Below are 23,736 nucleotides of genomic sequence, written 5' to 3' on the forward strand. Positions count from 1 at the left end.
GGGGATGCTAGGGGGCTCTTTAAAATGAGGGCCTGCGAGGAACCCATGTCTACTAAACGTTTCACCTTCAAACATTTGACCCGGTTGCTGATTGAGCTGCTGGTATTGCTGGCGATTTACCTGCTGGGCTGCCAAGTGGCCCTGTGGCTGGCCTGGCCGATTCCGGGCGGGGTCATAGGCCTGGGCCTGCTGTTGCTGGTGTTCGCCAGTGGCGTGATCAAGCCGGCAGCCCTGCAATTGGGCGCTGGCATGCTGATGGCGGAGATGCTGCTGTTCTTCATCCCGGCGCTGATGAGCCTGCTCGATTACGGTGGCCTGATGCGCCATGACGGTTGGCGGATCATGCTGGTGATCGCTCTGAGCACCTTGATGGTGATGTTGGTCACGGCATTTACCGTCGAACTCGTCTGCCGCTGGAAGCTGCGCCATGAAGCTTGAACTGATGCCACTGTTCTGGCTGGCCCTGACCCTTGTGGCCTATGGCTTCAGCCGCTGGATCTACCGGCGTACCGGGCGCTACTTGCTGTCGCCGCTGATCCTGGTACCCGCGCTGCTGCTGGCGGTGGCCGTGCCGCTGAACACTGCCTATGCCGAATACGCCACCGACACCCATTGGCTGATGCTGGTGTTGGGACCCGTGACGGTGGCGTTCGCCATCCCGATCTGGCAGCAGCGCCAGCTGTTGATACGCCACTGGTCGGCATTGTTGCTGGGGATGCTGGCGGGTAGCGCGGCGTCCATCGGCACTTCTTTCGGTCTGGCCAAGGCGCTGGCTCTGGACAGTTCGGTCACCCTGTCATTGGTGCCGCGCTCGATCACCACGCCCTTTGCCATGCCCCTGGCCCACGACCTGGGCGGCGTGCCGGAACTCACGGCGGTATTCGTGATGTTCACCGGTGTGTTCGGCGCCATGCTCGGCGGGGTGCTGCTCAAGTGGTTGCCGCTGCGCAGTGCCCTGGCGCGGGGCGCGTTGTTTGGCGTGGGCGCCCACGGTGCTGGTGTCAGTCGTGCCCATGAAGTGGGCGGCGAAGAGGGCTCGGTGGCGGGGCTGGTGATGGTGCTGACGGGGCTGCTCAACCTGTTTGCCGCACCTTTATTGGCGTCGCTTCTCTGACACCACATTGTACGAATCCGAACTATCCTCACGGTTGACTCGCTCGGTCATCAAGCTGGCTGCCAACGCAACTACGGCTTGCCCGAGGTCTGACTAGACTGGCCCTCCAGTCCAAAAATAATAAGAACACCACAGCGTCGAGGTCATTGCCGTGAGCCTAGCCACCGTTCAATCGACACAGAGTGTAAAAGACCAGGTCAGCGCTGCCGAATGGCAGGCCCGTATCGACCTTGCAGCCTGCTATCGCCTGGTGGCCATGCATGGCTGGGATGATCTGATTTTCACCCACATCTCGGCCAAGGTGCCGGGTACCGAAGACTTCCTGATCAACCCGTTCGGGCTGATGTTCCACGAAATCACCGCCTCCAGTCTGGTCAAGGTCGACCAGGCCGGCAACAAGCTGATGGACAGCCCCTACGAGATCAACCCGGCGGGCTACACCATCCACAGCGCGGTACACGAAGTTCGCCACGACGTGGTGTGCGTATTGCACACCCATACCGCCGCCGGCGTGGCCGTCTCGGCGCAGAAGCAGGGCGTGCTGCCGATCAGCCAGCAATCGTTGTTCGTGCTCTCGAGCCTGGCTTATCACGCCTACGAAGGTGTGGCGCTGAACCACGAGGAAAAGGCCCGCCTGCAAGCCGACCTGGGGCCCAACAATTTCCTGATGCTGCACAACCATGGCCTGCTGACCTGCGGTGCGACCATCGCCGATACCTTCCTGATGATGTTCACCTTCCAGCGCGCTTGCGATATCCAGGTGCTGGCGCAAAACGGCGGGGCCGAATTGATCGCCATCGAGCCGCAGATTCTGGCGGGGGCCAAGGCGATGATTGCCGGCGTGACCAAGAGCGCCCAAGGCATGGGCGGGGCATTGGCCTGGCCGGCGTTGCTGCGCAAGCTCGATCAACAAGACCCCGGATACCGACTCTAATGCCATTGGCCGAGATCCCCCTGAGCGCCTGGCGCAAGCGCGGGCAGAGTTTTGTCTTTCGTGGGCAGACCATCCGTTACTGGGTGGCCGGGCAGGGCGAGCCATTGCTGCTGATCCACGGCTTCCCCAGTGCCAGTTGGGACTGGCATTACCTCTGGCAGCCCCTGGCCCAGCGCAACCTGGTGATTGCCTGCGACATGCTCGGTTTTGGCGACTCGGCCAAGCCCCTGGACCACACCTATTGCCTGTTGGAACAGGCTGACCTGCAGCAGGCATTACTGGCCCATCTGCGAGTGCAGCAGCCGGTGCATATCATGGCCCATGACTACGGCGACAGCGTGGCTCAAGAGCTGCTCGCCCGACACTACGAGGGCAGGTTCCAACTGGCCAGTTGTGTATTTCTCAACGGCGGGCTCTTCCCCGAGACCCACCGCGCCGCGCTGGTACAAAAACTACTGCTCAGCCCCGTGGGGTGGATGATCGGCCGTGCATTCGGGCGCAGCGCCCTGGCCGACAGCTTCAAGCAGATCTTCGGCCCCGGCACCCGCCCCAGCGAAAGCGCTCTGGATGACTTCTGGAGTCTGATCGAAAACAACGACGGCCCACGGATCCTGCACAAACTCATCGCCTACATTCCCCAGCGTCGACGCCAACGCGAGCGCTGGGTAGCGGCCATGCAGCGCGGTGAAGTGCCGTTGCGGGTGATCGATGGCGAAGTCGACCCGATCTCCGGCGCGCATATGGTTGCGCGCTACCGCGAGCTGATACCCGATGCCGACACGGTGTTGCTGGCCAATATCGGCCACTACCCGCAGGTGGAGGCGCCGGTGCAGGTGCTCAAGCACTACTTGGCGTTTCGCGAGGGTATCGAGGCCAGTAAAGATCAACTATGGGAACTGGCGTATGTAGGAGCTGGCTTGCCTGCGATGCGTACACCTCGGTAAATCAGTTGCACCGAGGTGATGCAATCGCAGGCAAGCCAGCTCCCACACCAGCCGATCATCCCCGTACCTTATTGCGCACCATTCACCCCCGCCCGTATTTATTGTGACCACAAGCTCCGTGCCTGACACTCAACCCATCGTCCACTGTCTTCGCTGGAGTTCCCTATGAGTGAGTCTGTGCAGTTCCAAGATAAAGTCGTGATCGTCACCGGGGCCGGTGGCGGCTTGGGTCGTGCCCATGCGCTGTTGTTCGCCAGGCACGGGGCCAAAGTTCTGGTCAACGACCTTGGCGGCTCGACTCAGGGCGAAGGCGCCAACGCCTCGGCCGCCGACCGCGTAGTGGCCGAGATCCGCGAGGCTGGTGGCATTGCCGAGGCCAACCATGATTCGGTGACCGACGGCGAAAAGATCGTGCAACACGCCCTCGAGGTGTTTGGCCGCATCGACGTGGTGGTGAACAACGCCGGGATCCTGCGCGACAAGACCTTTCATAAAATGGAGGACGGCGACTGGGACCTGGTTTATCGCGTGCATGTCGAAGGCGCCTACAAGGTCACCCGCGCTGCCTGGCCACATATGCGCGAGCAGGGTTATGGCCGGGTGATTTTCACGGCTTCGACTTCGGGCATCTACGGCAACTTCGGCCAATCCAACTACGGCATGGCCAAGCTCGGTCTGTATGGCCTGACCCGTACCCTGGCGTTGGAAGGGCGCAAGAACAACATCCTGGTCAATGCCATCGCGCCCACGGGCGGCACGCGCATGACCGAAGGCCTGATCCCGCCACAGGTGTTCGAGCGGCTCAAGCCCGAGCTGGTCAGCCCGCTGGTGGTGTACCTGGGCAGCGAGGCGTGCCAGGAAACCTCAGGGCTGTTCGAGGTAGGGGGCGGCTGGATCGGCAAGACCCGTTGGGAGCGCAGCCTGGGCGTGGGCTTTGATCCCGAGGCAGGCTTCTCGCCAGAGGATGTGGCGGCGCACTGGCAGCAGATCTGCGACTTTGAAGGGGCGGTCCATCCCAAGGACAACATCGAAGCCTTGAAAGAGATGATGGACAACCTGCACAAATACAGCCTGTGATCGTTACCTGAAAAACATTCAATCCTGCGGGGCGCTGATGGCGCCCCGCTTTGTTTCAGGCATAAAAAAGGCCGCTGCATACGCAGCGGCCGAAGTAAGACGTTGGATCAAGGAGCTACAAATCAACGTCAGTGAACACGGGTAACAGACTGAAAATACGCTTCAATCTGTTGAAGACTGGCTTCCAGGAAACGGACAGTTTGTTCTGAAGGCCCGGTAAGAATAGTCCCTTGTGGCGGAATGAAAAATACTGATTCAGGACAAGGACTATTACCAAAACAACAACAGTACCCGCCCCTGTAGGAGCGAGCTTGCTCGCGAAGAACTTCAGGGCGCCGCGTTAAACCAGACAAAACGCGTCATCGTTAACGTTCTTCGCGAGCAAGCTCGCTCCTACAGGGGGCGGGGGGTTATCCATTCGCTTGATAACCCTTCATCCACTACGTCGATAGGCCTGCCAATACCCGCGCTAGAGCCTGCACTCATCCTTTCGAGCGACAACACGAATACCTCCTTGGTGCGCTTATCGCTCCTGATGGCGGGCAGTAGGGTGGGGCCTTCTGTCACACCACCGGGGAAGACGCATGACAAAAACAACAATGCGCGCCATCTTCAGGCCACAGGCGCTGGCCGCTGCGGTTGCTTTGGGTTGCTGCGCTCAGGCGCAGGCTGTTTCATTCAACATCGGCGAGATCGAAGGGCAATTCGATTCGTCGCTGTCGGTAGGTGCCAGCTGGGGCATGCGCGATGCCGACCGCAAGCTGGTGGGCACGGTCAACGGCGGCAGTGGCCAGGCCTCCACCGGGGATGACGGGCGCTTGAACTTCAAGAAAGGCGAGACCTTCTCGAAAATCTTCAAGGGCCTGCACGACCTGGAGCTCAAGTACGGCGATACCGGTGTGTTTGTACGGGGCAAATACTGGTACGACTTCGAACTCAAGGACGAAGACCGCGAGTTCAAGCCCATCAGCGACCACAACCGCAAGGAAGGCTCCAAATCCAGCGGGGCGCAGATACTCGATGCCTTCGTCTATCACAACTACTCCCTGGGCGATTTGCCGGGCACCGTGCGCGCCGGTAAACAGGTGGTCAGTTGGGGCGAAAGTACTTTCATCGGCAACTCCATCAACAGCATCAACCCCATCGACGTCTCGGCCTTCCGCCGTCCCGGCGCCGAGATTAAAGAGGGCCTGATTCCGGTGAACATGCTGTTCGCCTCCCAGGGCCTGACCAACCAACTGACCGTGGAAGGTTTCTACCAACTGGAATGGGACCAGACGGTGCTGGATAACTGCGGCACCTTCTTTGGTGGCGACGTGGCGGCCGATGGCTGCACCAACAACTACACCGTCGGCAGCCCGGCGATCCGCCCGCTGCAACCGGTCGCCGCCGCGTTCGGCCAGGGTTTTGGCGTGACCAATGAAGGGGTGATCGTGCGCCGCGCCGCCGACCGTGATGCCCGCGACTCCGGGCAGTTCGGCATGGCCTTGCGCTGGCTGGGCGATGACACCGAGTACGGCCTGTATTTCATGAACTACCACAGCCGCACGCCGACCGTGGGCACGCTCACGGCCAACACCAACCTTGCGACCATCGGCAATATCATCAATACCGCCAACGGCATTGCCCCCGGCAGTGGCGCTGGCCTGGCGCAGAGTGTGATGCTCGGGCGCGGCCAGTACTACCTGGATTACCCGGAAGACATCCGCCTGTACGGCGCCAGCTTTTCCACCACCTTGCCCACCGGCACGGCCTGGACCGGGGAAATCAGCTACCGTCCCAACGCGCCCGTGCAACTCAATACCACCGACCTGACCCTGGCCCTGGTCAACCCGATTGCCGGTAACACCGTGTCACCCATCCGCAGCTCATTCGGCGCCGACAACACCGGCTACCGGCGCAAGGAAATCACCCAGTTCCAAACCACCATGACCCAGTTTTTCGACCAGGTGCTGGGCGCCGAACGCCTGACCGTAGTCGGCGAGGCGGCCATCGTGCGGGTGGGCGGGCTGGAGAACAAAACCAAGCTGCGCTACGGCCGCGACTCGGTCTATGGCCAATACGGCTTTGGCGGTGATACCGACGGCTTCGTCACGGCGACTTCCTGGGGTTATCGCGCCAGGGCCATTCTCGATTACAACAACGTGATCGCCGGGATCAACCTCAAGCCCAACCTGTCCTGGTCCCATGACGTGAAGGGCTATGGCCCCAACGGTCTGTTCAACGAAGGCGCCAAGGCCCTCAGCGTCGGGGTCGATGCGGACTACCGCAACACCTACACCGCGAGCCTGAGTTACACCGACTTTTTTGGCGGTGACTACAACACCCTGACCGACCGTGACTTCCTCGCCCTCAGCTTTGGCGTGAACTTCTGATTCGGCTAAAAAAGAACAAGGACAATAACCATGCGTAAGATGATTTTGCAGTGCGGCGTACTGGCTCTCAGCCTGTTGGCCGCCAACGTGATGGCTGCCGTGTCAGCGGAAGAAGCCGCCAAGCTTGGAACCACCTTGACTCCGATCGGCGCGCAAATGGCCGGTAACGCCGATGGCTCGATCCCGGCCTGGACCGGCGGCATCCCGAAAAACGCTGGCGCCGTGGACAGCAAGGGCTTTTTGGCCGACCCGTTCGCCAATGAAAAACCGCTGTTCGTGATCACTGCGGCCACGGTCGACAAGTACAAGGACAAACTGTCGGACGGCCAGGTAGCGATGTTCAAACGCTACCCCGAGACTTACAAAATCCCGGTCTACACCACCCACCGCACGGTCAACCTGCCCGACGATATCTACGAGTCGATCAAGCGCAGCGCACTCAACGTCAAGTCGATCAACGACGGCAACGGCCTGGAGAATTTCACCGGCAACCGCTACTACGCCTTCCCGATTCCGAAGAATGGCGTCGAAGTGTTGTGGAACCACATCACCCGTTACCACGGCGGCAACCTGCGGCGCATCATCACCCAGGCCACACCGCAGACCAACGGCAGCTACACGCCGATTCGTTTCGAAGAAGAAGTGGCGGTGCCGCAACTGATCCCGGACATGGACCCGGCCAAGGGCGCCAACGTGCTGACGTTCTTCAAACAGTCGGTCACCGCCCCCGCGCGCCTGGCGGGCAACGTGCTGCTGGTACACGAAACCCTCGACCAAGTGAAGGAACCGCGCCTGGCGTGGATCTACAACGCCGGCCAACGTCGCGTGCGCCGCGCACCGCAAGTGGCCTACGACGGTCCGGGCACTGCGTCCGACGGCCTGCGCACCTCGGATAACTTCGACATGTTCTCCGGTGCACCAGATCGCTACGACTGGAAGCTGGTGGGCAAGAAGGAAATGTACATTCCCTACAACGCCTACAAGCTCGACTCGCCTTCGCTCAAGTACGACGACATCATCAAGGCCGGGCATATCAACCAGGACCTGACCCGCTACGAGCTGCACCGGGTGTGGGAGGTGGTGGGCACCGTCAAGCCGAGCGAGCGGCACATCTACGCCAAGCGCCATATGTACATCGACGAAGACAGCTGGCAGGTGGCGCTGGTGGATCACTATGACGGTCGTGGCCAACTGTGGCGCGTTGCCGAAGGTCATGCGCAGTTCTACTACAACCACCAGACCCCGGCCTACACCGTCGAGACCCTGTACGACATCATCGCCGGCCGCTACATCGCCCTGGGCATGAAGAACGAGGAGAAGAGCAGCTTTGTGTTCGGCTTCAATGCCAAGGCGGCGGACTACACCCCCTCGGCCCTGCGTGCCTCGGGCGTACGCTGATCCAAGGTTGTAAATCCCATCATTGTGGGAGCTGCCTGCGATGGCGGAGTGTCAGGTAAATGAGTGCACCGACATCTGCACAACGCTCAAACACCGACGAACTCCCCGTGGCGAGCGGGCTTGCCACAGCCACAGCCACAGCAACTCTATCTGCTTGGATTTATGCATTGCGGCAAAATTGTGTAGATACCGATGGCCATTGCAGGCAAGCCAGTTCCCACCGTTGATCGTGCCGGGCTTGTTTTCAAACCCGGCTTTTTTATGTCCGGCAATCAGCCCGCTGAATACTTCTTCAACAACGCCCACCGACGGGACTACGGTAGGCCGCACGCCGCATAAAAATAAAAAAGGGACGCTGTAATGACCGCCATGACCCGTCGCCTGGATCGTCCTGGATTCATGCCACGTTTGTCTTCCCACCATTTGCTGCGCCCACGCCTGGCCGAGCCGTTGTTGGGGGCCGAGGCGCGGGTCAGATTGCTGTGTGCGCCGGCCGGCAGTGGCAAGAGTGCCTTGTTGGCCGAATGCGCCCAGCAGGCACCGGCGAGTTGCCAGGTGTATTGGTTGCCGCTCAATGGCACGGCGTTGGATCCCCAGGCTTTGTGCCAGCGCCTGGCACAAAGCCTGGGCCTGGCGTTTGTCGATGAAGCCAGCTTGTTGCTGGATTTGAGCCGCTGGCAAGCGCCGGCCTGGCTGTTTCTCGATGACTATTGCCGGGTAGCGGCGCCCGCATTGGATGCCTTGCTCGATCGGCTGCTGGCGTCCAGTAGCCCGGCCTTGATCTGGTGGCTGGGCGCGCGGCGTCGGCCGGCGTGCAATTGGCCGCGGTTGTTGCTCGATGATGAATTGTGGGAGTGCGGCGGCAGCGAGTTAGCGTTCGATCAGCGCGAGGTCCAGCAACTGCTCGATCATCACGCCGCTGCCGGGCAGTGCGCCGACAAAGTCCTGCAATTTTCTACGGGCTGGTGCGCAGGCGTGCGTATCGCCCTGCTCGAAGGCGACAGCCATCCCGACAGCGGCGCCTGGCATGGGCGTTCGCAAACCTTGCTCGATTATCTGCAACACGAGCTGTTCAGCACGTTGCCTGAAGAATTGGAGGAAGCCTGGCGGGTTCTGGCGCATCTGCCGCGTTTCAACCCGGGATTGTGCGAGCACCTGTTCGGGTTTGGCGATGGCGCCGACTACCTGCGCGACCTTCAGGCCCTGGGTGCGTTTATCGAGCCCTGGGAAGACTCGCCAGACTGGCTGCAGGTCTTCCCGCCCCTGGCCCAGTTGCTGCGCGACGAACCCTGGCCGGCCCGGCGCTCCTGGCATCGGCGCGCCTGCCAATGGTTTACCGCTGCCCAGGATTGGCAGGCGGCGTTTGAGCAGGCGCTGTTGGCTGAGGAATACGAAGTGGCGGTCAGCCTGTTGGAGCACTTCAGCTTTGAAGACTTGTTCCGCCAGCAAAACGCCGTGCTGTTGTTGCGCCTGCATGAGCAACATGGCGACGAACTGATGCTCGGCTCGGCGCAATTGGTGGGGCTGGTCACCGCCGCGTTGTTGTTTGCCGGGCGTTTCGACCAGGCCGCGCAATGTATCGACCAACTGGCGCGCTTCACCCCGCAACCCACAGCCGCCCTGCAACGGCATCTGCTGGCGCGCTGGCAGGCGCAGTGGGGTTGGTTGTTGCATCTTGGGGGGGACGCGGTACCTGCGCGCGAGCATTTTCTGGAGGCGTTGAATGACTTGCCGGACAGTGCCTGGACGTCGCGGTTAATGTGTTTGTCGGGGCTGACCCAGCAAGCGTTGTTGCGCGGTGAACTGGACGTGGCCCAGGCCCTCAATCGTGAGGCGTTGTGCCTGGCGCGGGCCAATGGGTCGTTGCTGCTGGAGGCGGTGCTGGAACTTGACCATGCGCAACTGCTGGAGCAGCGGGGCGCACCGTACCGGGCCCAGAGCCTGTTGGAAGGCGTGCAGGCGATGCTGGTGCAGCAGCGCCTCAAGGCCGGGCCATTGATGGGCCGGATAGCCTTGCGTCGTGGCCACCTGGCATTGCGTCAGGGGCATGACGCGTTGGCCACCGAGTGCCTCGAAGCGGGCATGGGCATGTGCCTGCACAGCCAGGACAAGCGTGTGCTCTATGGTTTCCTCGGGATGGCAATGCTGGCGGCCAATCGTGGTGATTACGCCCAGGCGTTTATCCAGCTACGTGACGCCGAACGCCTGATGCAACGCCGGCACGTGCCCGACACGGTGTACCGGGCGGTGTTGCTATTGCTCAGCGGGCATTTCTGGTTGCAACAGGGGCGGGCCGAGCTGACCCAGGAAGCGGTCAGCCGGGTGCTACGCCACTACCACGGCCCCCAGGCAAAACAGGCACCGCCGGCGACCCTGGAACTGATCCCCCGGCTGGAATACCTGCTGGTGCTGGCCCAAGTCAAACTGCGCCAGGCCGAGCAGCCTATCCAGCGGCTTACAGCCTTGCTCGACACCGCCCGCGAGCGCGGCATGCAATGCCTGGAGGTGGAGTTGCACCTGGTATTGGGCGAGGTCGCCTGGCAACTGGGCGAGCGAGCGCAGGCGGTGCGCTCGCTGCAAACCGGGCTGGCCCTGGCGGCGCGCTGCCAGGTGCAGCAGGCGGTGCGTGAACTGCGCCTGCGCCAGCCGGGGTTGCTCAGTGAGTTGGGGCTTGAACCGCAGGAGGCGGTGGCGGCACCGGGGGAAAACCCGCTGAGCCAACGGGAATTGGAGGTGCTACAGCTGATTGCGCTGGGCAACTCCAACCTGGAAATTGCCGATCTGTTGTTTATCTCGCTGCACACCGTAAAGACCCATGCCCGGCGGATCCACAGCAAGCTGGGGGTGGAGCGCCGCACCCAGGCGGTGGCCAAGGCCAAGACCCTGGGACTGATGGCCTGATTTTCAAGCAACGCAGCTCCCACATTTACCCGCGTGCGTGCAGTCAGGGCTGATACCCCATCCGCCAACTCACCGCCTGGCTCGCCGCGAGCAATTGCCTGGCCGCGGGCCCATCTTCATCGGCATGGAACAACGAGGTCGGCCCCACCACGGTCATCACTGCCACCACCTGCCCCATGGCGTTGAACACCGGCGCCGACAGCGCATCGACCCCCGGCATCAGCAAGCCATGCACAAAGTGCAGGCCACGCTGGCGAATCTGCTCACAGGCCTGCCTATACGCCTGATCGTCCGCCAGCGCATGGGCGGTGCCGGCCTGGACCTCCTGCGCGCGCAGATCCACGGTTTCCCGCTCCGGCAAAAAGGCACTGAACACCAGCCCGGTTGAGGAACTGAGCAGCGGCAACACCGACCCCAGTTGCGTCACCACCGTGACCGCGCGCACGGCCGGTTCGATATGCACCACGGTCGCGCCGTGGTTGCCCCACACCGCGAGAAAGCAGGTTTCATTCAACTCATCGCGCAGTTGCGCCAGGGGCAGGGTGGCGACTTTCAGCACATCCATGCTGCCCAGTGCCGCGAGCCCCACGCGCAGGGCCTCGCGACCCAGGCCGTAATGGTTGGTGGCGGTGTTCTGCTCGGCAAAACCCGAGGCAATCAGCGCCTGCAAGTAGCGGTGGACCTTACTGGCGGGCATCTGCACATGTTCGGCCAGGCGCGACAGGGAGGTGGCCGGCGACAGTTCGGCCAGGGCCTTGAGGATGTCGGTGCCGACTTCGGCCGAGCGGACTTTCTGTTTACCGGTGTCGCGGGGGGCGGGCGGCTTTTCCATGGAGAACGTGTGTCCCAAAGACGAATGGCGGTCTTTATAGCTTGACGGTCGATACGGAGCAAATTACGTTATGCGTAACTGGATTACGATAAAAACAACTTCCTTACTGAGGACGATCCATGACCCTCGATTATCAATCGGGCTTTGGCAATGAATTTGCCAGCGAAGCCTTGCCAGGTGCACTGCCGGTCGGCCAGAACTCCCCGCAAAAAGCGCCCTACGGGCTGTACACCGAGCTGTTCTCCGGTACCGCCTTCACTATGGTGCGCAGCGAAGCCCGGCGCACCTGGATGTATCGCATCCAGCCGTCGGCCAATCACCCGGCATTCGTCAAACTGGAACGGCAACTGGCCGGTGGCCCGCTGGGTGAGGTCACGCCTAACCGCCTGCGCTGGAACCCGTTGGATGTTCCCGCAGAACCCACCGATTTTATCGATGGGCTGGTGGCCATGGTGGCTAACTCCGGCGCCGAAAAGCCCTCAGGCATCAGCATCTATCATTACCGCGCCAACCGCTCCATGGAGCGCGTGTTCTTTAACGCCGATGGCGAACTGTTGATCGTTCCCGAGCAAGGCCGCCTGCGCATCGCCACCGAGTTGGGCGTGTTGGAGGTCGAGCCGCTGGAAATCGTCGTGTTGCCTCGGGGCCTGAAATTTCGCATCGAGCTGCTGGATGCCCAGGCTCGCGGTTACGTCGCCGAAAACCACGGCGCGCCGCTGCGCCTGCCGGACCTGGGGCCGATCGGCAGCAATGGCCTGGCCAACCCGCGGGACTTCCTGACCCCGGTCGCCCACTACGAAGAGCTGTCCCAACCCACGCCCCTGGTGCAGAAGTTCCTCGGCGAGCTGTGGGGCTGCACCCTGGACCACTCACCGCTGAACGTGGTGGCCTGGCACGGCAACAACGTGCCGTACAAATACGACCTGCGCCGCTTCAACACCATCGGCACGGTGAGTTTTGATCACCCGGACCCGTCGATCTTTACCGTGTTGACCTCGCCCACCAGCGTCCATGGCCTGGCCAACCTCGACTTCGTGATCTTCCCACCGCGCTGGATGGTGGCCGAGAACACCTTCCGGCCACCGTGGTTCCACCGCAACCTGATGAACGAATACATGGGCCTGATCCAGGGCGCCTACGATGCCAAGGCCGAAGGCTTCCTGCCGGGCGGCGCGTCGCTGCACAGTTGCATGAGCGCCCATGGCCCGGATGGCGAGACCTGCACCAAGGCCATCGCCGTAGACCTGGCGCCGCACAAGATCGATAACACCATGGCCTTCATGTTCGAGACCAGCCAGGTGCTGCGCCCGACCCGGTTCGCCCTGGACTGCCCGCAACTGCAAAACACTTACGACGCTTGCTGGGCCACGTTGCCGGCAACCTTCAACCCGAATCGGAGATAAACCATGACTCAGTCCACTCTCACCCGTAGTTGGGTGGCCTCGGCCAACGGTCACACGGATTTCCCCCTGCAGAACCTGCCCCTGGGCATCTTCAGCCTCAACGGTTCGGCGCCGCGCAGTGGCGTGGCGATTGGCGAGCATATTTTTGATCTGCAGGCTGCCCGTGACTTGTTCGACGGTGAAGCGCGCCGCGCCATCGACGCCATGGCAGGCGGTCAATTGAACGCCTTCTTCGAACTGGGCCGCGGCCCACGGGTTGCCCTGCGCGAACGCCTGCTGGAACTGCTGGCCGAGGGCAGCGACCAGCAAGCCAAGTTGCAAGCCCTGGGCACCCAGGTGTTGCCGCTGGCCGCCGATTGCCAGATGCACCTGCCGGCAAAAATCAACGACTACACCGACTTCTACGTCGGCATCGAGCATGCGCAGAACGTCGGCAAACTGTTCCGCCCCGACAACCCCTTGTTGCCCAACTACAAGTACGTGCCGATCGGTTATCACGGTCGTGCATCGACGATCCGCACCTCGGGCACCGAGGTTCGCCGGCCCAAGGGCCAGACTTTGCCCGCCGGCCAGAGCGAACCGACCTTCGGCCCGTGCGCACGCCTGGACTATGAACTGGAGCTGGGTATCTGGATCGGCCAGGGCAATGCCATGGGCGACTCGATTGCCATTGGCGACGCCGCCGAGCATATCGCCGGCTTCTGCCTGCTCAACGACTGGTCAGCGCGGGATATCCAGGCCTGGGAATACCAGCCGCTGGGGCCGTTCCTGTCCAAAAGCTTTATCACCAGCATCTCGCCGTGGGTGGTCACCGCCGAAGCCCTGGAACCGTTCCGCAAGGCCCAGCCCGCACGCCCGGCCGGTGACCCGCAGCCGCTGCCGTACCTGCTGGACACCCGTGACCAGGCCGCTGGCGGTTTTGATATCGAACTGGAAGTGCTGCTCACCACGGCTGCGATGCGCGAGCAGAACCTGCCAGCCCATCGCCTGACCCTGAGTAACACCCAGCACATGTATTGGACCGTGGCGCAAATGGTCGCGCACCACAGTGTCAACGGCTGCCAGTTGCAGGCCGGCGACCTGTTTGGTTCCGGCACCTTGTCGGGCCCTGAGGCCGGCCAGTTCGGCAGCCTGCTGGAAATCACCGAAGGCGGGAAAAAGCCGATCGAACTGGCCTCGGGCGAGGTGCGCAAGTTCCTTGAAGACGGGGACGAAATCATCCTGCGTGCCCGCTGCCAGCGTGATGGATTTGCCTCCATCGGTTTCGGCGAATGCCGCGGCACCGTGGTCGCCGCGCGCTAAGAGGGCAGGGGCATGGAACTCTATACCTACTACCGTTCCACGGCGTCCTATCGGGTGCGCATCGCGCTGGCACTCAAGGGCCTGGCGTTCACCGCGCTGCCGGTCAACCTGCTGGTACCCAAGGGCGGCGCCAATCGCCAGCCCGAGTACCTGGCGATCAACCCACAAGGCCGGGTCCCGGCCTTGCGCACCGATGAGGGCGAGCTGCTGATCCAGTCGCTGGCGATCATCGAGTACCTGGATGAACGTTATCCACAGCCCGCGCTGCTGGCCGAGGACCTGGCGACCCGCGCCCACGAGCGCGCGGTGGCCGCGATCATCGGCTGTGATATTCACCCGCTGCACAACTCCAGCACCCAGAACCTGTTGCGCCAGTGGGGGCATGACGAGGAGCAACTGCTGGAATGGATCGGGCATTGGATCAGCCAGGGCCTGGGCGCCGTCGAGCAATTGATCGGCGACCAGGGTTACTGCTTTGGCGAGCAGCCTGGCTTGGCGGATACCTTCCTGATCCCTCAGTTGTACGCGGCGGAGCGCTTCAAGGTGGCGCTGGACAGCTACCCACGGATCCTGCGTGTCGCGGCCTTGGCAGCCAAACATCCCGCCTTCATCCAGGCCCACCCCTCCAACCAGCCTGACACCCCCTAGATCAATGTGGGAGCTGGCTTGCCTGCGATGGCGGTGTTGACTGACACACCGCCATCGCAGGCAAGCCAGCTCCCACAAGTGATACCCCATAAAAATAAAATAGGTACCTTGCGATGCACAATCAGATTGCCAGCTTTCGCGCGGCACTCGACGCCCGTCCGGTGTCGCGCTATCAGTGGTTGATTCTTCTGTTGTTGGCGTTGTTGCTGGTGACCGATGGCTACGATGCCCAGGTGCTGGGTTATGTAGTGCCGGCACTTGCCCAGGACTGGGGCCTGGAAAAAGCCGCCTTCGGCCCAGTATTCAGTGCCAACCTGCTGGGGTTGACCCTTGGCTCCCTGGCGGTGACGCCCTTGGCGGATCGCTTCGGCGTGCGCCGCATTTTGCTCGCTTGCGTGCTGATCTACGCCAGTCTCACGGTGTTGATGGTGTTCGCCATTTCCCTCGAAACGCTGATGGTCGCGCGTTTTATCTGCGGTATTGGCATGGGCGGCGCGATGCCCAGTGCCATGGCCTTGATGTCGGAGTATTCGCCACCGCGCATGCGCACCTTGATGGTGACGTTGGCGGCGTGTGGTTTTTCTTTCGGCGGGGCGGCGGGTGGCTTTGTCGCGGCGGGCTTTATCGACAGCTTCGGCTGGCAGGCGGTGTTCCTCGCGGGTGGCGTGACGCCATTGCTGCTGTTCCCGTTTCTGGCATGGCTGCTGCCTGAGTCCTTACCACGTTTGTTGCGCGATGCGCCGCCCTATGCGCGCCTGCAAAAAGTCACGGCGCGCATGCTGCCCGGCTGGCAGGCACCGGCGGCCAGCGAAGAACAGAGTCGCCAGGAGCAGGGCAGCAAGCTGACGGTGGTGGAGTTGTTTCGCAACGGCTATGCGCGGCCGACGTTGCTGATTTGGTCGACCTTTTTCGTCAGCCTGATCCTGCTGTATTTCATGATCAGTTGGTTGCCGTCACTGTTGCTGGAAAGTGGCATGGCCATGAATAAAGCCAACCTGGTGACCTCTATGTTCCTGTTCGCCGGCACCTTGGGCGCGATTGGCATGGCCTGGTTTGCCGACCGCCTGAAAAGCAAAGTGCGCTTGCTCTCGGCTGTGCTGGCGGCCGCAGCGGTGTGCACGATTCTGCTAGGGCTCAATCACGACAACCCGCATTACCTGGTGGCGTTTGTATTTGCGGCGGGCTTTTGCATCATCGGCGGCCAGTTGACCCTCAATGCGTTCGCCAGCAACTTCTATCCAGCCCATGTGCGGGCCACGGGCACGGGGTGGGCGTTGGGTGTCGGGCGCTTTGGTTCGATCCTGGGGCCGCTGTTTGGCAGCATGCTGCTGGCGATGCATGTCCCGGTGCAGCAGATTTTCTTCTTCTGCGCGATTCCGGCGGTGATTGCTGCGTTGTTGATCATTCAGGTGCGTTCGCCCGGGGCCACGACGCCAAAAGATTCACTGCGTGGCGATATCCTCAAAACCTGAAGAGCACCATGCTTACCTGGGGGAGCTGTCGAGCCCCGGCGAGGCTGGGATGGGGGCGACGCGGTTTAACGGTCGGCCCCCTTCAATGCACCACCGCGCCAGGTGGCAGGTGGCCCAGGCGTTCAGTCAGGCGCAGCCGCTGCACCGGGTCTTCACTGAGCAACAGCGCATGCTCAAGATCGAAGCGCTCGGCATTCGGGCAATCCAGGTGCTTGTACAGACTGGCCCGCGCCAGATAGTCAGCGGCATTGGCGTCGCCCAGTTCCAGCACCCGTTCGGCATCGATCAGCGCAGCCAGGTGATTGTCATTGGCCACGTGCAGTTGCCGCAGGTTTCGCGACAGCCGTTGCAGGATCAGCCGCGGCTCGGCGCTGCGCAAGTGTTCGGCTTGCAGCTTGAGATTGGGGCCGTACTGACGTTGCAGCAATTCGCGGCAGTCGTTGGGGTACAGCCGCCGCCCGCCACAAGGATCGAGTAAATGATCGGCACCGCTCACCCGTAGCAGGAAGTGCCCCGGAAAGTTGACCCCAACCATGGGAATCTCCAGGCGCCGCGCCAACTCCAGGGCAATCAGGCCCAGGGCCAGGGGTTGCCCGCGTCGGCGCTGCAACACCTTGTCCAACAGTGCGGCGGCGGGGCGCAAGGGGGTAAAGTCATCCTGGGCGAACCCCAGGTCATTCATTATCCGCAGCAACGGCTGGCCCAACTCATCGGCCGGCAGCAGCGGCATGCCAAGGCTGACCTGCTGATGCAGCACCGCGAAGTCAGCCAGGATCACCCGTGGCTCCACAGCAGGGTCATGCTCGGCGGCGATCCATAAGGCGGCTTCGAAGAGCGCCGGAGGCGAGCGGTGCAGACAGTCGAAAAAGGCTTGGCGGGGATTCATTGCATTCTCCGTCGGATGTCCCGTTTTAGCCTTGCCGAGAACTTTCGTCCAGTTTCTTAGGACCAGGCCTACTTGGTTATGTCGCAAATCCCGTAATTACGGGCTGCTTATTCCTGCTCGCTCCGGCAACCTTTTCCCGGCGGCCTATACTTGGCGACTACAAGTAGTCATTCGGGAGCTTGACGATGTTTGCTCTCATGCACAGCACCCGCCTTGAATCCCTACACCTGAGCGTTGACCCGGTGACCGGGTTGAAGGCGGTCATTGCCATTCACAGCAGTCGCCTGGGGCCGGCCCTTGGTGGCTGTCGCTACCTGGCCTATCCCGACGACGAAAGCGCTGTGGCCGACGCCGCACGCCTGGCCCAGGGCATGAGCTACAAAGCCGCGCTGGCCGGCTTGCCAGTGGGCGGCGGCAACGCGGTGATCATCCGTCCCGCCCATGTGGAAAGCCGCGCCGCGCTGTTCGAAGCCTTCGGCCGATGTATCGAGCAACTTGATGGCCGCTACATCACCGCCATCGACAGCGGCACCTCCGTGGCCGATATGGACTGCATCGCCCAGCACACACGTTTTGTCACCAGCACCACTGCCGCCGGCGACCCGTCGCCCCATGCGGCCATGGGCGTATTCGCCGGCATCCGCACCGCCGCCATGGCCCGCCTGGGCAGCGACAACCTGGAAGGCCTGCGTGTGGCAATCCAGGGCCTGGGCAACGTCGGCTACGCCCTGGCCGAACAACTGCACGCCGCTGGCGCTGAGTTACTGGTCAGCGATATCGACCCTGGCAAAGTGCAACTGGCCATGGAGCAACTGGGCGCCCACCCGATTGCCAACGACGCCTTACTCAGCACCCCATGCGACATCCTCGCGCCCTGCGGCCTGGGCGCGGTGCTCAATCGCCAGAGCGTCGCCCAACTGCGCTGTGCTGCCGTGGCCGGCTCGGCCAGCGCGCAACTGACCCACCTGCCAGTGGCTGACCAATTGGAAGCGCGCGGCATCCTCTACGCGCCGGACTATGTGATCAACTCCGGTGGCCTGATCTACGTCGCCCTCAAGCATAGTGGCGCGGACCTGGCGACCATCACCGCACACCTGTCCAACATAGGCACCCGCCTGACCGAAATCTTCGGCCACGCCCAAGCCGAAAAACGCTCACCCGCCCGAGTGGCCGATGAACTGGCCGAGCGCCTGTTGTACGCCTAGCACTTATTAAAAAGGCCCTGAATCATCGATTCAGGGCCTGTTCAATTCGGGCTTTATTCCGCCGCCGGGTTCAGCAGTTCGGACAACGCGTCCGGCTGGCTCTTGAACGCCTTGGCAAACACATCGCGATTCTTCGCCATGTAGATCCCGGCTTCCTCCACCTGCTGCTCACTCAGGGACGGCACGGCTTTTTGCAACACTTCTGCGAGCAACTCAGCGAGTTCAAGCATCTTGTCATGACGGTCAGCTTCGGCTTTATCCATGAACAAACGCTCCAGATCTCGGCTGCTGCGGTATACCACTTCGACGGCCATTCACCACCTCACATGCCTTCACGATAGTTGTCTATTGCGACTACTGTATTTATATACAGCTAAAAGGATAAGCCAATCCAGGGGGTTTGGGTAGCAGCTTTTTAATGTAGTCGGGAAATGGCAGGTTGCCACTAGAGAAAACGCTTACTTCACGCTGCGGTTACGACGCGCAGCGGCGCTTACCAATGACGATTCACCCATCGGTATTAGCTTTGAGTTTTTCTGTTGTTAGCGTCATTCAATTGATTGAAGTGCCTCATATCAACCCGCCATCATCTCACTCTGCAATCCCTGGCCTTTTTTCTGCATGCCTAACTATCGTCACGCCGAACGGGCATTATCCGATCCGCCGTGAGGCACGAGGCAGGTGTTGGCCGGGTTGGCTATTTTTTAAACAGTGGTGGTGAGTAATGACAGAAATGAAGTGGGCCGACAAAGTGCGCAAAAGCCTGCACGCGAACGCAGATTCCCTAGGCAACCTGGCAGTGGAGGCGTTTCACTATCTGGCGCTTTTTGGTATCGGTGCAATCACCGCCTATGCGGCAATAATGACCTTTATCGACATGTTGCAAAAAGGCGGCATCAGCGTGGATGACATCCTGCTGCTGTTTATCTACCTGGAGCTGGGCGCCATGGTGGGGATCTATTTCAAGACGAAGGTATACGTTACTAACATTTTTATTTCGGACGACAAACGACCGAAAGCCCTGCTCATTCTAGGTTTTTGCTTGCATAGGCGAAGCTCAAAGGCTAACCCGTGCCATACGATATCGGCTCGGTAAATTTTTGTTACAGGCTCAACACGGGCTATGCACGCATGATGGCTTTCAGCTATTGCGTAAGGGGGTTGTTACCGGTAGCCTCGCCGTGCATCCCTTGCCTACGATTAAACTGGGTTGTTCAAATGCGACCCGATTCAGCAATGCTAGAAGCAACAGCCAGTGGTTCCATTGGCTTTACGATGATACCTATGAGTCTATAGGGTGAAACGCAGGCGAGGGATGCATTTTGAAACTAGACTCGACTTTGAGTGTCGATGGACTTGCTAGCTTGTTAGGTACGAGCTATATAAAAATAAAGCATTTTTATTATAAACCAAATACTTCTGCCTATTACTCCACGTTTGAAATAGATAAAAAGAGCGGTGGAAAGCGCAAAATAATGTCGCCTGAAGAAAGGCTGAAAACTTTGCAGCGCCGTTTAAAATTGCTTCTTGAAGGTGTGTATGTTTCCAAAAAACAGGTTAATGCTTTTGTAAAAGATAGGTCCATAGTTACTAACGCCAAAAGCCATACACGTAAAAAGTTTGTGCTCAATATTGATTTGGAAGATTTTTTTACTACTATTACATTTGCTCGCGTCAGAGGTTTGCTAATTGCCAAGCCTTACGCTTTACAACCAAGTGTGGCGACTGTAATTGCGCATTTAGCTACCGTGCATGGATTCCTGCCGCAAGGCTCACCTTGCTCTCCTATTTTATCTAATATGGTCTGTAGCTCTATGGACCGACAGCTATTAAGTTTGGCCAAGGCGCATAGGGCAGAATATAGCAGATATGCGGATGATATTAGCTTTTCGTTTTACGACAATCTGCAATTTATTTCGGAAGATATTGTAGAGACAGTCAAGAGCGATGGTTTACATAATCATTATCAATGCCAAACTGGTCAAGCATTGGAGTCGATTATTCTAAGATCGGGATTCAAAATAAATGAGTCTAAAGTTAGGTTGCAAGGTCGATACGAACGCCAGGTAGTTACTGGGCTGGTTGTAAATAAAAAAGTTAATGTTGATAGGCAATATATCCGCAAGACGAGTGCAATGATTCACTCCATTTCAACTGATGGGCTTACTCTTGCTCGAGAAAAATTTAAGAGTAAAGTAAAAGATTCTTCCGTAATGTTAGACGCGCATCTCCAAGGTCGCTTGCTGTTTATTAAGCAAGTTGTCACCGTGGATAGCGTTGTATATAAACGGCTGGCAAAGAAATTTAATCTTTTGGAGATAGATTACAAGGTTCCTCTGGGTAAATCTAAAAGTGTCCGTGGTCTTGAGTCTAGGCGATATAGTAAGTGGTACGATGAAAGGTGCTGGGTAATAGAATCAGAGTTATCCACTGCTGAAGAGTTTGACTGTTCTCAAGGAACTGGATTCGCAATAAAAGGAGGTTACATAATAACCTGTGCGCATGTAGTCAAGCTGAAAGGGGGCATCGCTAACGATATAAGTTTGTGTCGCGTGTCGAAACGCGGAGAAGTATATAAGGCTTCCGTCATTGTCTGTGACGACAATAGGGATTTGGCTGTTTTAAAAATTGTAGAGCCTGCTTTGGCGATTTTGCCGTACTTTGATATGTCTGAAACCATTGCTGATATTGGCGATGGGGTGGATATTTTAGGATTTCCCAATGATAAACTTGGTGCTACCCATGTAGGGCGCCAAAAAGTATCCGTTCGTAATAAATTTGCTATATCTGCTGTGACGTTTTGCCAAATAGATAAGGAACTTTATTCTGGTAATAGCGGAGGGCCAGCTTTAAATGATGATGGTGACTTGATTGGGGTTGTTACTAGTGGGAATGATGGTGGGGGCTTCAATGACCATAGCCGTTTTGTCTGCATTTCAGAGTTGAAAAAGGTACTCCAGGATTTGGTCGTAGCGGCTAATGAACAAGCTCTTGCATGATTATTATATGATAAAGCAAATTCTGAATGCTTTATTTACAAGAGGCAATGATTTTATGACAGATATTAAATGGGCGGAACGGCTGCGCAAGAACCTTCACAGTGGGGCTGATTCAATTGGGAATTTGGTCGTCGAAGCTTTTCATTACTTAGCTCTGTTTGGCATTGCAGCAATTACGGTGTGGGCTGCAATTAGCGCTTTTATTGGAATGCTTGGGCAGGAAAAAATAAGTATTGATGATATATTGCTGCTTTTCATCTACCTAGAACTGTTAGCGATGAGCGGAATTTATTTTAGAACAAATCACATGCCTTTGCGGTTTTTGCTGTATATCGGAGTTACAGCATTGATTAGGCTTTTGATTAGCGACGTCTCTCATCACAACGCGCCAGACCTTGGGATTATCTACGTTTGTGGCGGTGTATTGCTTTTGGCATTTTCCATTCTGGTAGTTAGGTTCTCATCTTCTAAATTTCCATCTGTTAGAGATAAGGTGGATAGTTGAATTTTAAAATGTATGCGAGCTTTAAAAAGGACTTTGCGGAGTGAGTTATTGAATTTAGTTACTTATGTTTATGGGTTTTTAGATGCTTGATTGTGGCAGGCAGTGAAGGTAGAGGTTGAAAATTTAATAGTTATATAAGAGGCCTCAAGGTGGGCGCATATGGAGTGCAATATTGAAAGTAGTTAAATTTTCTTTCTTGTCAGGATGCTAATCTGCACAGCATAATTAAGATTGGTTCACTAATGGGGTTTTTCCAATGAGTAATACACCGCTATCAAGCGCTGAACATGGCAAAATTTTGCTATTTATCCTTCTCATGATTCCTACGCTATTTTTCGTGGGGATACTGCCTATTTTGTTCTTGATAATAGGCTTTATCATGCTTCGTAGAAATAAAGACTTTTCATATGTCGATATGGCTGTTCGTGGTGCAGCAATTTACATGTGGATTGGTTTTTTAATTTGCGCTGGTGTCGTTGCGTGGAACGCCATGACTTGGGATAAGTCCAATTCATATCAAAGCCGTTATGCGGCTGAGCTGATGCAGAGTTTTTCCATCGTTGCGGCGATTTTTTTTGGTTATAAATTTTCACTTACAAAGCTTCTTTTTGAACCACTTGCTGCACATAAAGGGTGGGTTGAGCTAAATGGTGTATTTTCTAGTAAAGCTAAGAATAAAGAAGCTGAAATAGATATCATCAAAGGTGAACGCCTGAAATCTTTCTCTGTTGCGGATGAGTTGATAAAGTGGGCGAAGTTGAAAGAGGATGGGCATATCTCTGAACAGGAATTCAATGACGCTCGCAAGAAGCTTCTGCATAGGGAATGAATAATTCAGCTAGAGCCCGCCTGCCTGGTGGGCTTCTAGGTGTGTTAGCTAAAACACTCTTCAAGGTTGTTGTTTTGAATATTTTATTTACGAGTAGTTCGGTTTTTTGGAAAAGTCTTTAGTGTGGGGCGGATTTTCTTAATTTTTTCCAAAATAAGTTAGAGTTTTAAGTGGTTCAGTTTCCGTTCAATCCACTATCCCTAGTTAATAGTCTGCGCTTCCAATGGATTTCTTTGAGCATCATTTCTTCCGTGCCTGTGTGCTTGTCGGCAATTTCTAAAATGCTGAATCTAAAGTTTTCTGCGAAGTTTTCACCACGCGTTTTGTGAAGTTCGCGAATGCGTTTGTTTTCACCGTGTCCATTTTTCGAGTACGTGGCCCATCTATCCCACAATCCTCCTGTGCCAGTGGCAGAGCCCACATAAAGCTGGTGTTCACCATCTGTTCTGTCTGAGATGAGATACACACCTGCCACGCTCGACAGCGCCGTTTGCCAAGATTCGAGACTCTGATTAACAATAATTTTCAGTTCGCGATGGCTAACGTCCACCTCTTTGAATCCGGGGAATTTGCCGACTGTCATTGGTTTTTCAAGAATCGAGGAAACTACCATGCTTTTCAGGCACGTCTCGAGATAGAGATAATTAGCCCGTGGCTTGGTGTAGTCGAGAATCAAGCGTCCATCAAGCTCTGCGAATTCTGGAACTCGGCGGTAGTCGTACACGTATTCACGATTCTCCTTCACACCCTTCATTTCACAGGCTTTTAGCGAGTCGTAAACGCCAGCTAGTGTGCTGTTCGCGAAATAAATTTTCTAATTTTTCACCTACACTTCAGGTGTCATTCCTCCCTTGGAGAGTTTCAGGTGAGCGCACTGGACATTACGCTTAGCCCCGAAGAAAAGGCCGAACT

The 23,736-nt window shown here is 58.1% G+C and carries 22 protein-coding genes; 17 read left to right on the forward strand and 5 right to left on the reverse strand.

The window, feature by feature from the left end; genetic code table 11:
• The first annotated feature begins 45 nt into the window (after nt 1-45).
• The 7 genes from HBO09_RS19180 to HBO09_RS19210 all read left to right on the forward strand — a co-directional run bounded on the left by HBO09_RS19180 (nt 46) and on the right by HBO09_RS19210 (nt 7,842).
• Nucleotides 46-438, forward strand: coding sequence for a CidA/LrgA family protein (locus HBO09_RS19180; protein WP_169996272.1), 393 nt, complete (start codon nt 46-48; stop codon nt 436-438).
• A complete protein-coding gene (locus HBO09_RS19185) occupies nt 428-1,114 on the forward strand; it encodes an LrgB family protein (protein WP_169996274.1) in 687 nt (228 codons plus the stop codon). Before HBO09_RS19180 ends, HBO09_RS19185 begins: the two co-directional genes overlap by 11 nt.
• Before the next feature lie 151 nt (nt 1,115-1,265).
• The gene (locus tag HBO09_RS19190; protein WP_169996276.1) at nt 1,266-2,048 is read left to right on the forward strand and encodes a class II aldolase/adducin family protein; all 783 of its coding nucleotides are present in this window, start codon (nt 1,266-1,268) and stop codon (nt 2,046-2,048) included.
• On the forward strand, nt 2,048-2,992 hold the full coding sequence (locus tag HBO09_RS19195) for an alpha/beta hydrolase (protein ID WP_169996278.1): 945 nt from the start codon (nt 2,048-2,050) through the stop codon (nt 2,990-2,992). The genes HBO09_RS19190 and HBO09_RS19195 overlap by 1 nt, the downstream gene beginning before the upstream one ends.
• 165 nt (nt 2,993-3,157) lie before the next feature.
• Nucleotides 3,158-4,069 (forward strand): SDR family oxidoreductase, encoded by a 912-nt coding sequence (locus tag HBO09_RS19200; RefSeq protein ID WP_169996280.1) that lies wholly within the window; start codon nt 3,158-3,160, stop codon nt 4,067-4,069.
• 584 nt (nt 4,070-4,653) lie between these two features.
• A complete protein-coding gene (locus HBO09_RS19205) occupies nt 4,654-6,444 on the forward strand; it encodes a DUF1302 domain-containing protein (RefSeq protein WP_169996281.1) in 1,791 nt (596 codons plus the stop codon).
• A gap of 30 nt (nt 6,445-6,474) precedes the next feature.
• Nucleotides 6,475-7,842, forward strand: a complete 1,368-nt coding sequence (locus tag HBO09_RS19210) for a DUF1329 domain-containing protein (protein WP_169996283.1) — start codon at nt 6,475-6,477, stop codon at nt 7,840-7,842.
• A 51-nt stretch (nt 7,843-7,893) separates the two neighbouring features.
• Here the strand turns inward: HBO09_RS19210 and HBO09_RS19215 are convergent, their stop codons facing one another.
• Entirely contained in the window at nt 7,894-8,148 is a 255-nt protein-coding gene (locus HBO09_RS19215; RefSeq protein WP_169996285.1) for a hypothetical protein, read from the reverse strand.
• Nucleotides 8,149-8,202: 54 nt separating this feature from the next.
• On the opposite strand from HBO09_RS19215, the gene HBO09_RS19220 reads away from it, so the two are divergent.
• Complete coding sequence (locus tag HBO09_RS19220) at nt 8,203-10,743, forward strand: LuxR C-terminal-related transcriptional regulator (protein WP_169996287.1); 2,541 nt, start codon at nt 8,203-8,205, stop codon at nt 10,741-10,743.
• Between the two features lie 43 nt (nt 10,744-10,786).
• On the opposite strand, the gene HBO09_RS19225 is transcribed toward HBO09_RS19220, so the two are convergent.
• Nucleotides 10,787-11,575 carry an IclR family transcriptional regulator gene (locus HBO09_RS19225; RefSeq protein ID WP_133715557.1) on the reverse strand — a complete coding sequence of 263 codons (789 nt, stop codon included), beginning with the start codon at nt 11,573-11,575 and terminating at the stop codon, nt 10,787-10,789.
• Nucleotides 11,576-11,694: 119 nt separating this feature from the next.
• Between HBO09_RS19225 and hmgA the strand changes: the two genes are divergently transcribed.
• The 4 genes from hmgA to HBO09_RS19245 all read left to right on the forward strand — a co-directional run bounded on the left by hmgA (nt 11,695) and on the right by HBO09_RS19245 (nt 16,400).
• On the forward strand, nt 11,695-12,978 hold the full coding sequence (gene hmgA, locus HBO09_RS19230; RefSeq protein ID WP_169996289.1) for a homogentisate 1,2-dioxygenase: 1,284 nt from the start codon (nt 11,695-11,697) through the stop codon (nt 12,976-12,978).
• A 3-nt stretch (nt 12,979-12,981) separates the two neighbouring features.
• Nucleotides 12,982-14,280 (forward strand): fumarylacetoacetase, encoded by a 1,299-nt coding sequence (gene fahA, locus HBO09_RS19235; protein WP_169996291.1) that lies wholly within the window; start codon nt 12,982-12,984, stop codon nt 14,278-14,280.
• Nucleotides 14,281-14,292: 12 nt separating this feature from the next.
• Nucleotides 14,293-14,928: a maleylacetoacetate isomerase gene (gene maiA, locus HBO09_RS19240; protein ID WP_169996294.1), complete on the forward strand. Its 636-nt coding sequence runs from the start codon at nt 14,293-14,295 to the stop codon at nt 14,926-14,928.
• A 113-nt stretch (nt 14,929-15,041) separates the two neighbouring features.
• The gene (locus HBO09_RS19245) at nt 15,042-16,400 is read left to right on the forward strand and encodes an aromatic acid/H+ symport family MFS transporter (protein ID WP_169996296.1); all 1,359 of its coding nucleotides are present in this window, start codon (nt 15,042-15,044) and stop codon (nt 16,398-16,400) included.
• 82 nt (nt 16,401-16,482) lie between these two features.
• Here HBO09_RS19245 and HBO09_RS19250 read toward each other — a convergent pair whose 3' ends face one another.
• Complete coding sequence (locus HBO09_RS19250; RefSeq protein ID WP_169996298.1) at nt 16,483-17,286, reverse strand: transglutaminase family protein; 804 nt, start codon at nt 17,284-17,286, stop codon at nt 16,483-16,485.
• A 185-nt stretch (nt 17,287-17,471) separates the two neighbouring features.
• Between HBO09_RS19250 and HBO09_RS19255 the strand changes: the two genes are divergently transcribed.
• A complete protein-coding gene (locus tag HBO09_RS19255; protein WP_169996300.1) occupies nt 17,472-18,491 on the forward strand; it encodes a Glu/Leu/Phe/Val dehydrogenase in 1,020 nt (339 codons plus the stop codon).
• Nucleotides 18,492-18,544: 53 nt separating this feature from the next.
• On the opposite strand, the gene HBO09_RS19260 is transcribed toward HBO09_RS19255, so the two are convergent.
• Nucleotides 18,545-18,805, reverse strand: coding sequence for a YebG family protein (locus tag HBO09_RS19260; protein WP_003188807.1), 261 nt, complete (start codon nt 18,803-18,805; stop codon nt 18,545-18,547).
• Nucleotides 18,806-19,215: 410 nt separating this feature from the next.
• On the opposite strand from HBO09_RS19260, the gene HBO09_RS19265 reads away from it, so the two are divergent.
• The 4 genes from HBO09_RS19265 (at nt 19,216) to HBO09_RS19280 (ending at nt 22,824) form a co-directional block, all read left to right on the forward strand.
• A complete protein-coding gene (locus HBO09_RS19265; RefSeq protein ID WP_169996302.1) occupies nt 19,216-19,587 on the forward strand; it encodes a phosphate-starvation-inducible PsiE family protein in 372 nt (123 codons plus the stop codon).
• Between the two features lie 226 nt (nt 19,588-19,813).
• Nucleotides 19,814-21,490 carry a trypsin-like peptidase domain-containing protein gene (locus tag HBO09_RS19270; protein ID WP_169996304.1) on the forward strand — a complete coding sequence of 559 codons (1,677 nt, stop codon included), beginning with the start codon at nt 19,814-19,816 and terminating at the stop codon, nt 21,488-21,490.
• A gap of 55 nt (nt 21,491-21,545) precedes the next feature.
• Nucleotides 21,546-21,995 carry a phosphate-starvation-inducible PsiE family protein gene (locus tag HBO09_RS19275; RefSeq protein WP_153351264.1) on the forward strand — a complete coding sequence of 150 codons (450 nt, stop codon included), beginning with the start codon at nt 21,546-21,548 and terminating at the stop codon, nt 21,993-21,995.
• Nucleotides 21,996-22,251: 256 nt separating this feature from the next.
• Nucleotides 22,252-22,824 (forward strand): SHOCT domain-containing protein, encoded by a 573-nt coding sequence (locus HBO09_RS19280; RefSeq protein ID WP_169996306.1) that lies wholly within the window; start codon nt 22,252-22,254, stop codon nt 22,822-22,824.
• 175 nt (nt 22,825-22,999) lie between these two features.
• Here HBO09_RS19280 and HBO09_RS19285 read toward each other — a convergent pair whose 3' ends face one another.
• Entirely contained in the window at nt 23,000-23,548 is a 549-nt protein-coding gene (locus HBO09_RS19285) for a GIY-YIG nuclease family protein (RefSeq protein WP_262381285.1), read from the reverse strand.
• Between the last annotated feature and the right edge of the window lie 188 nt (nt 23,549-23,736).

This window comes from Pseudomonas sp. WS 5027 (genome assembly GCF_012985695.1).
Taxonomy (GTDB): domain Bacteria; phylum Pseudomonadota; class Gammaproteobacteria; order Pseudomonadales; family Pseudomonadaceae; genus Aquipseudomonas; species Aquipseudomonas hygromyciniae.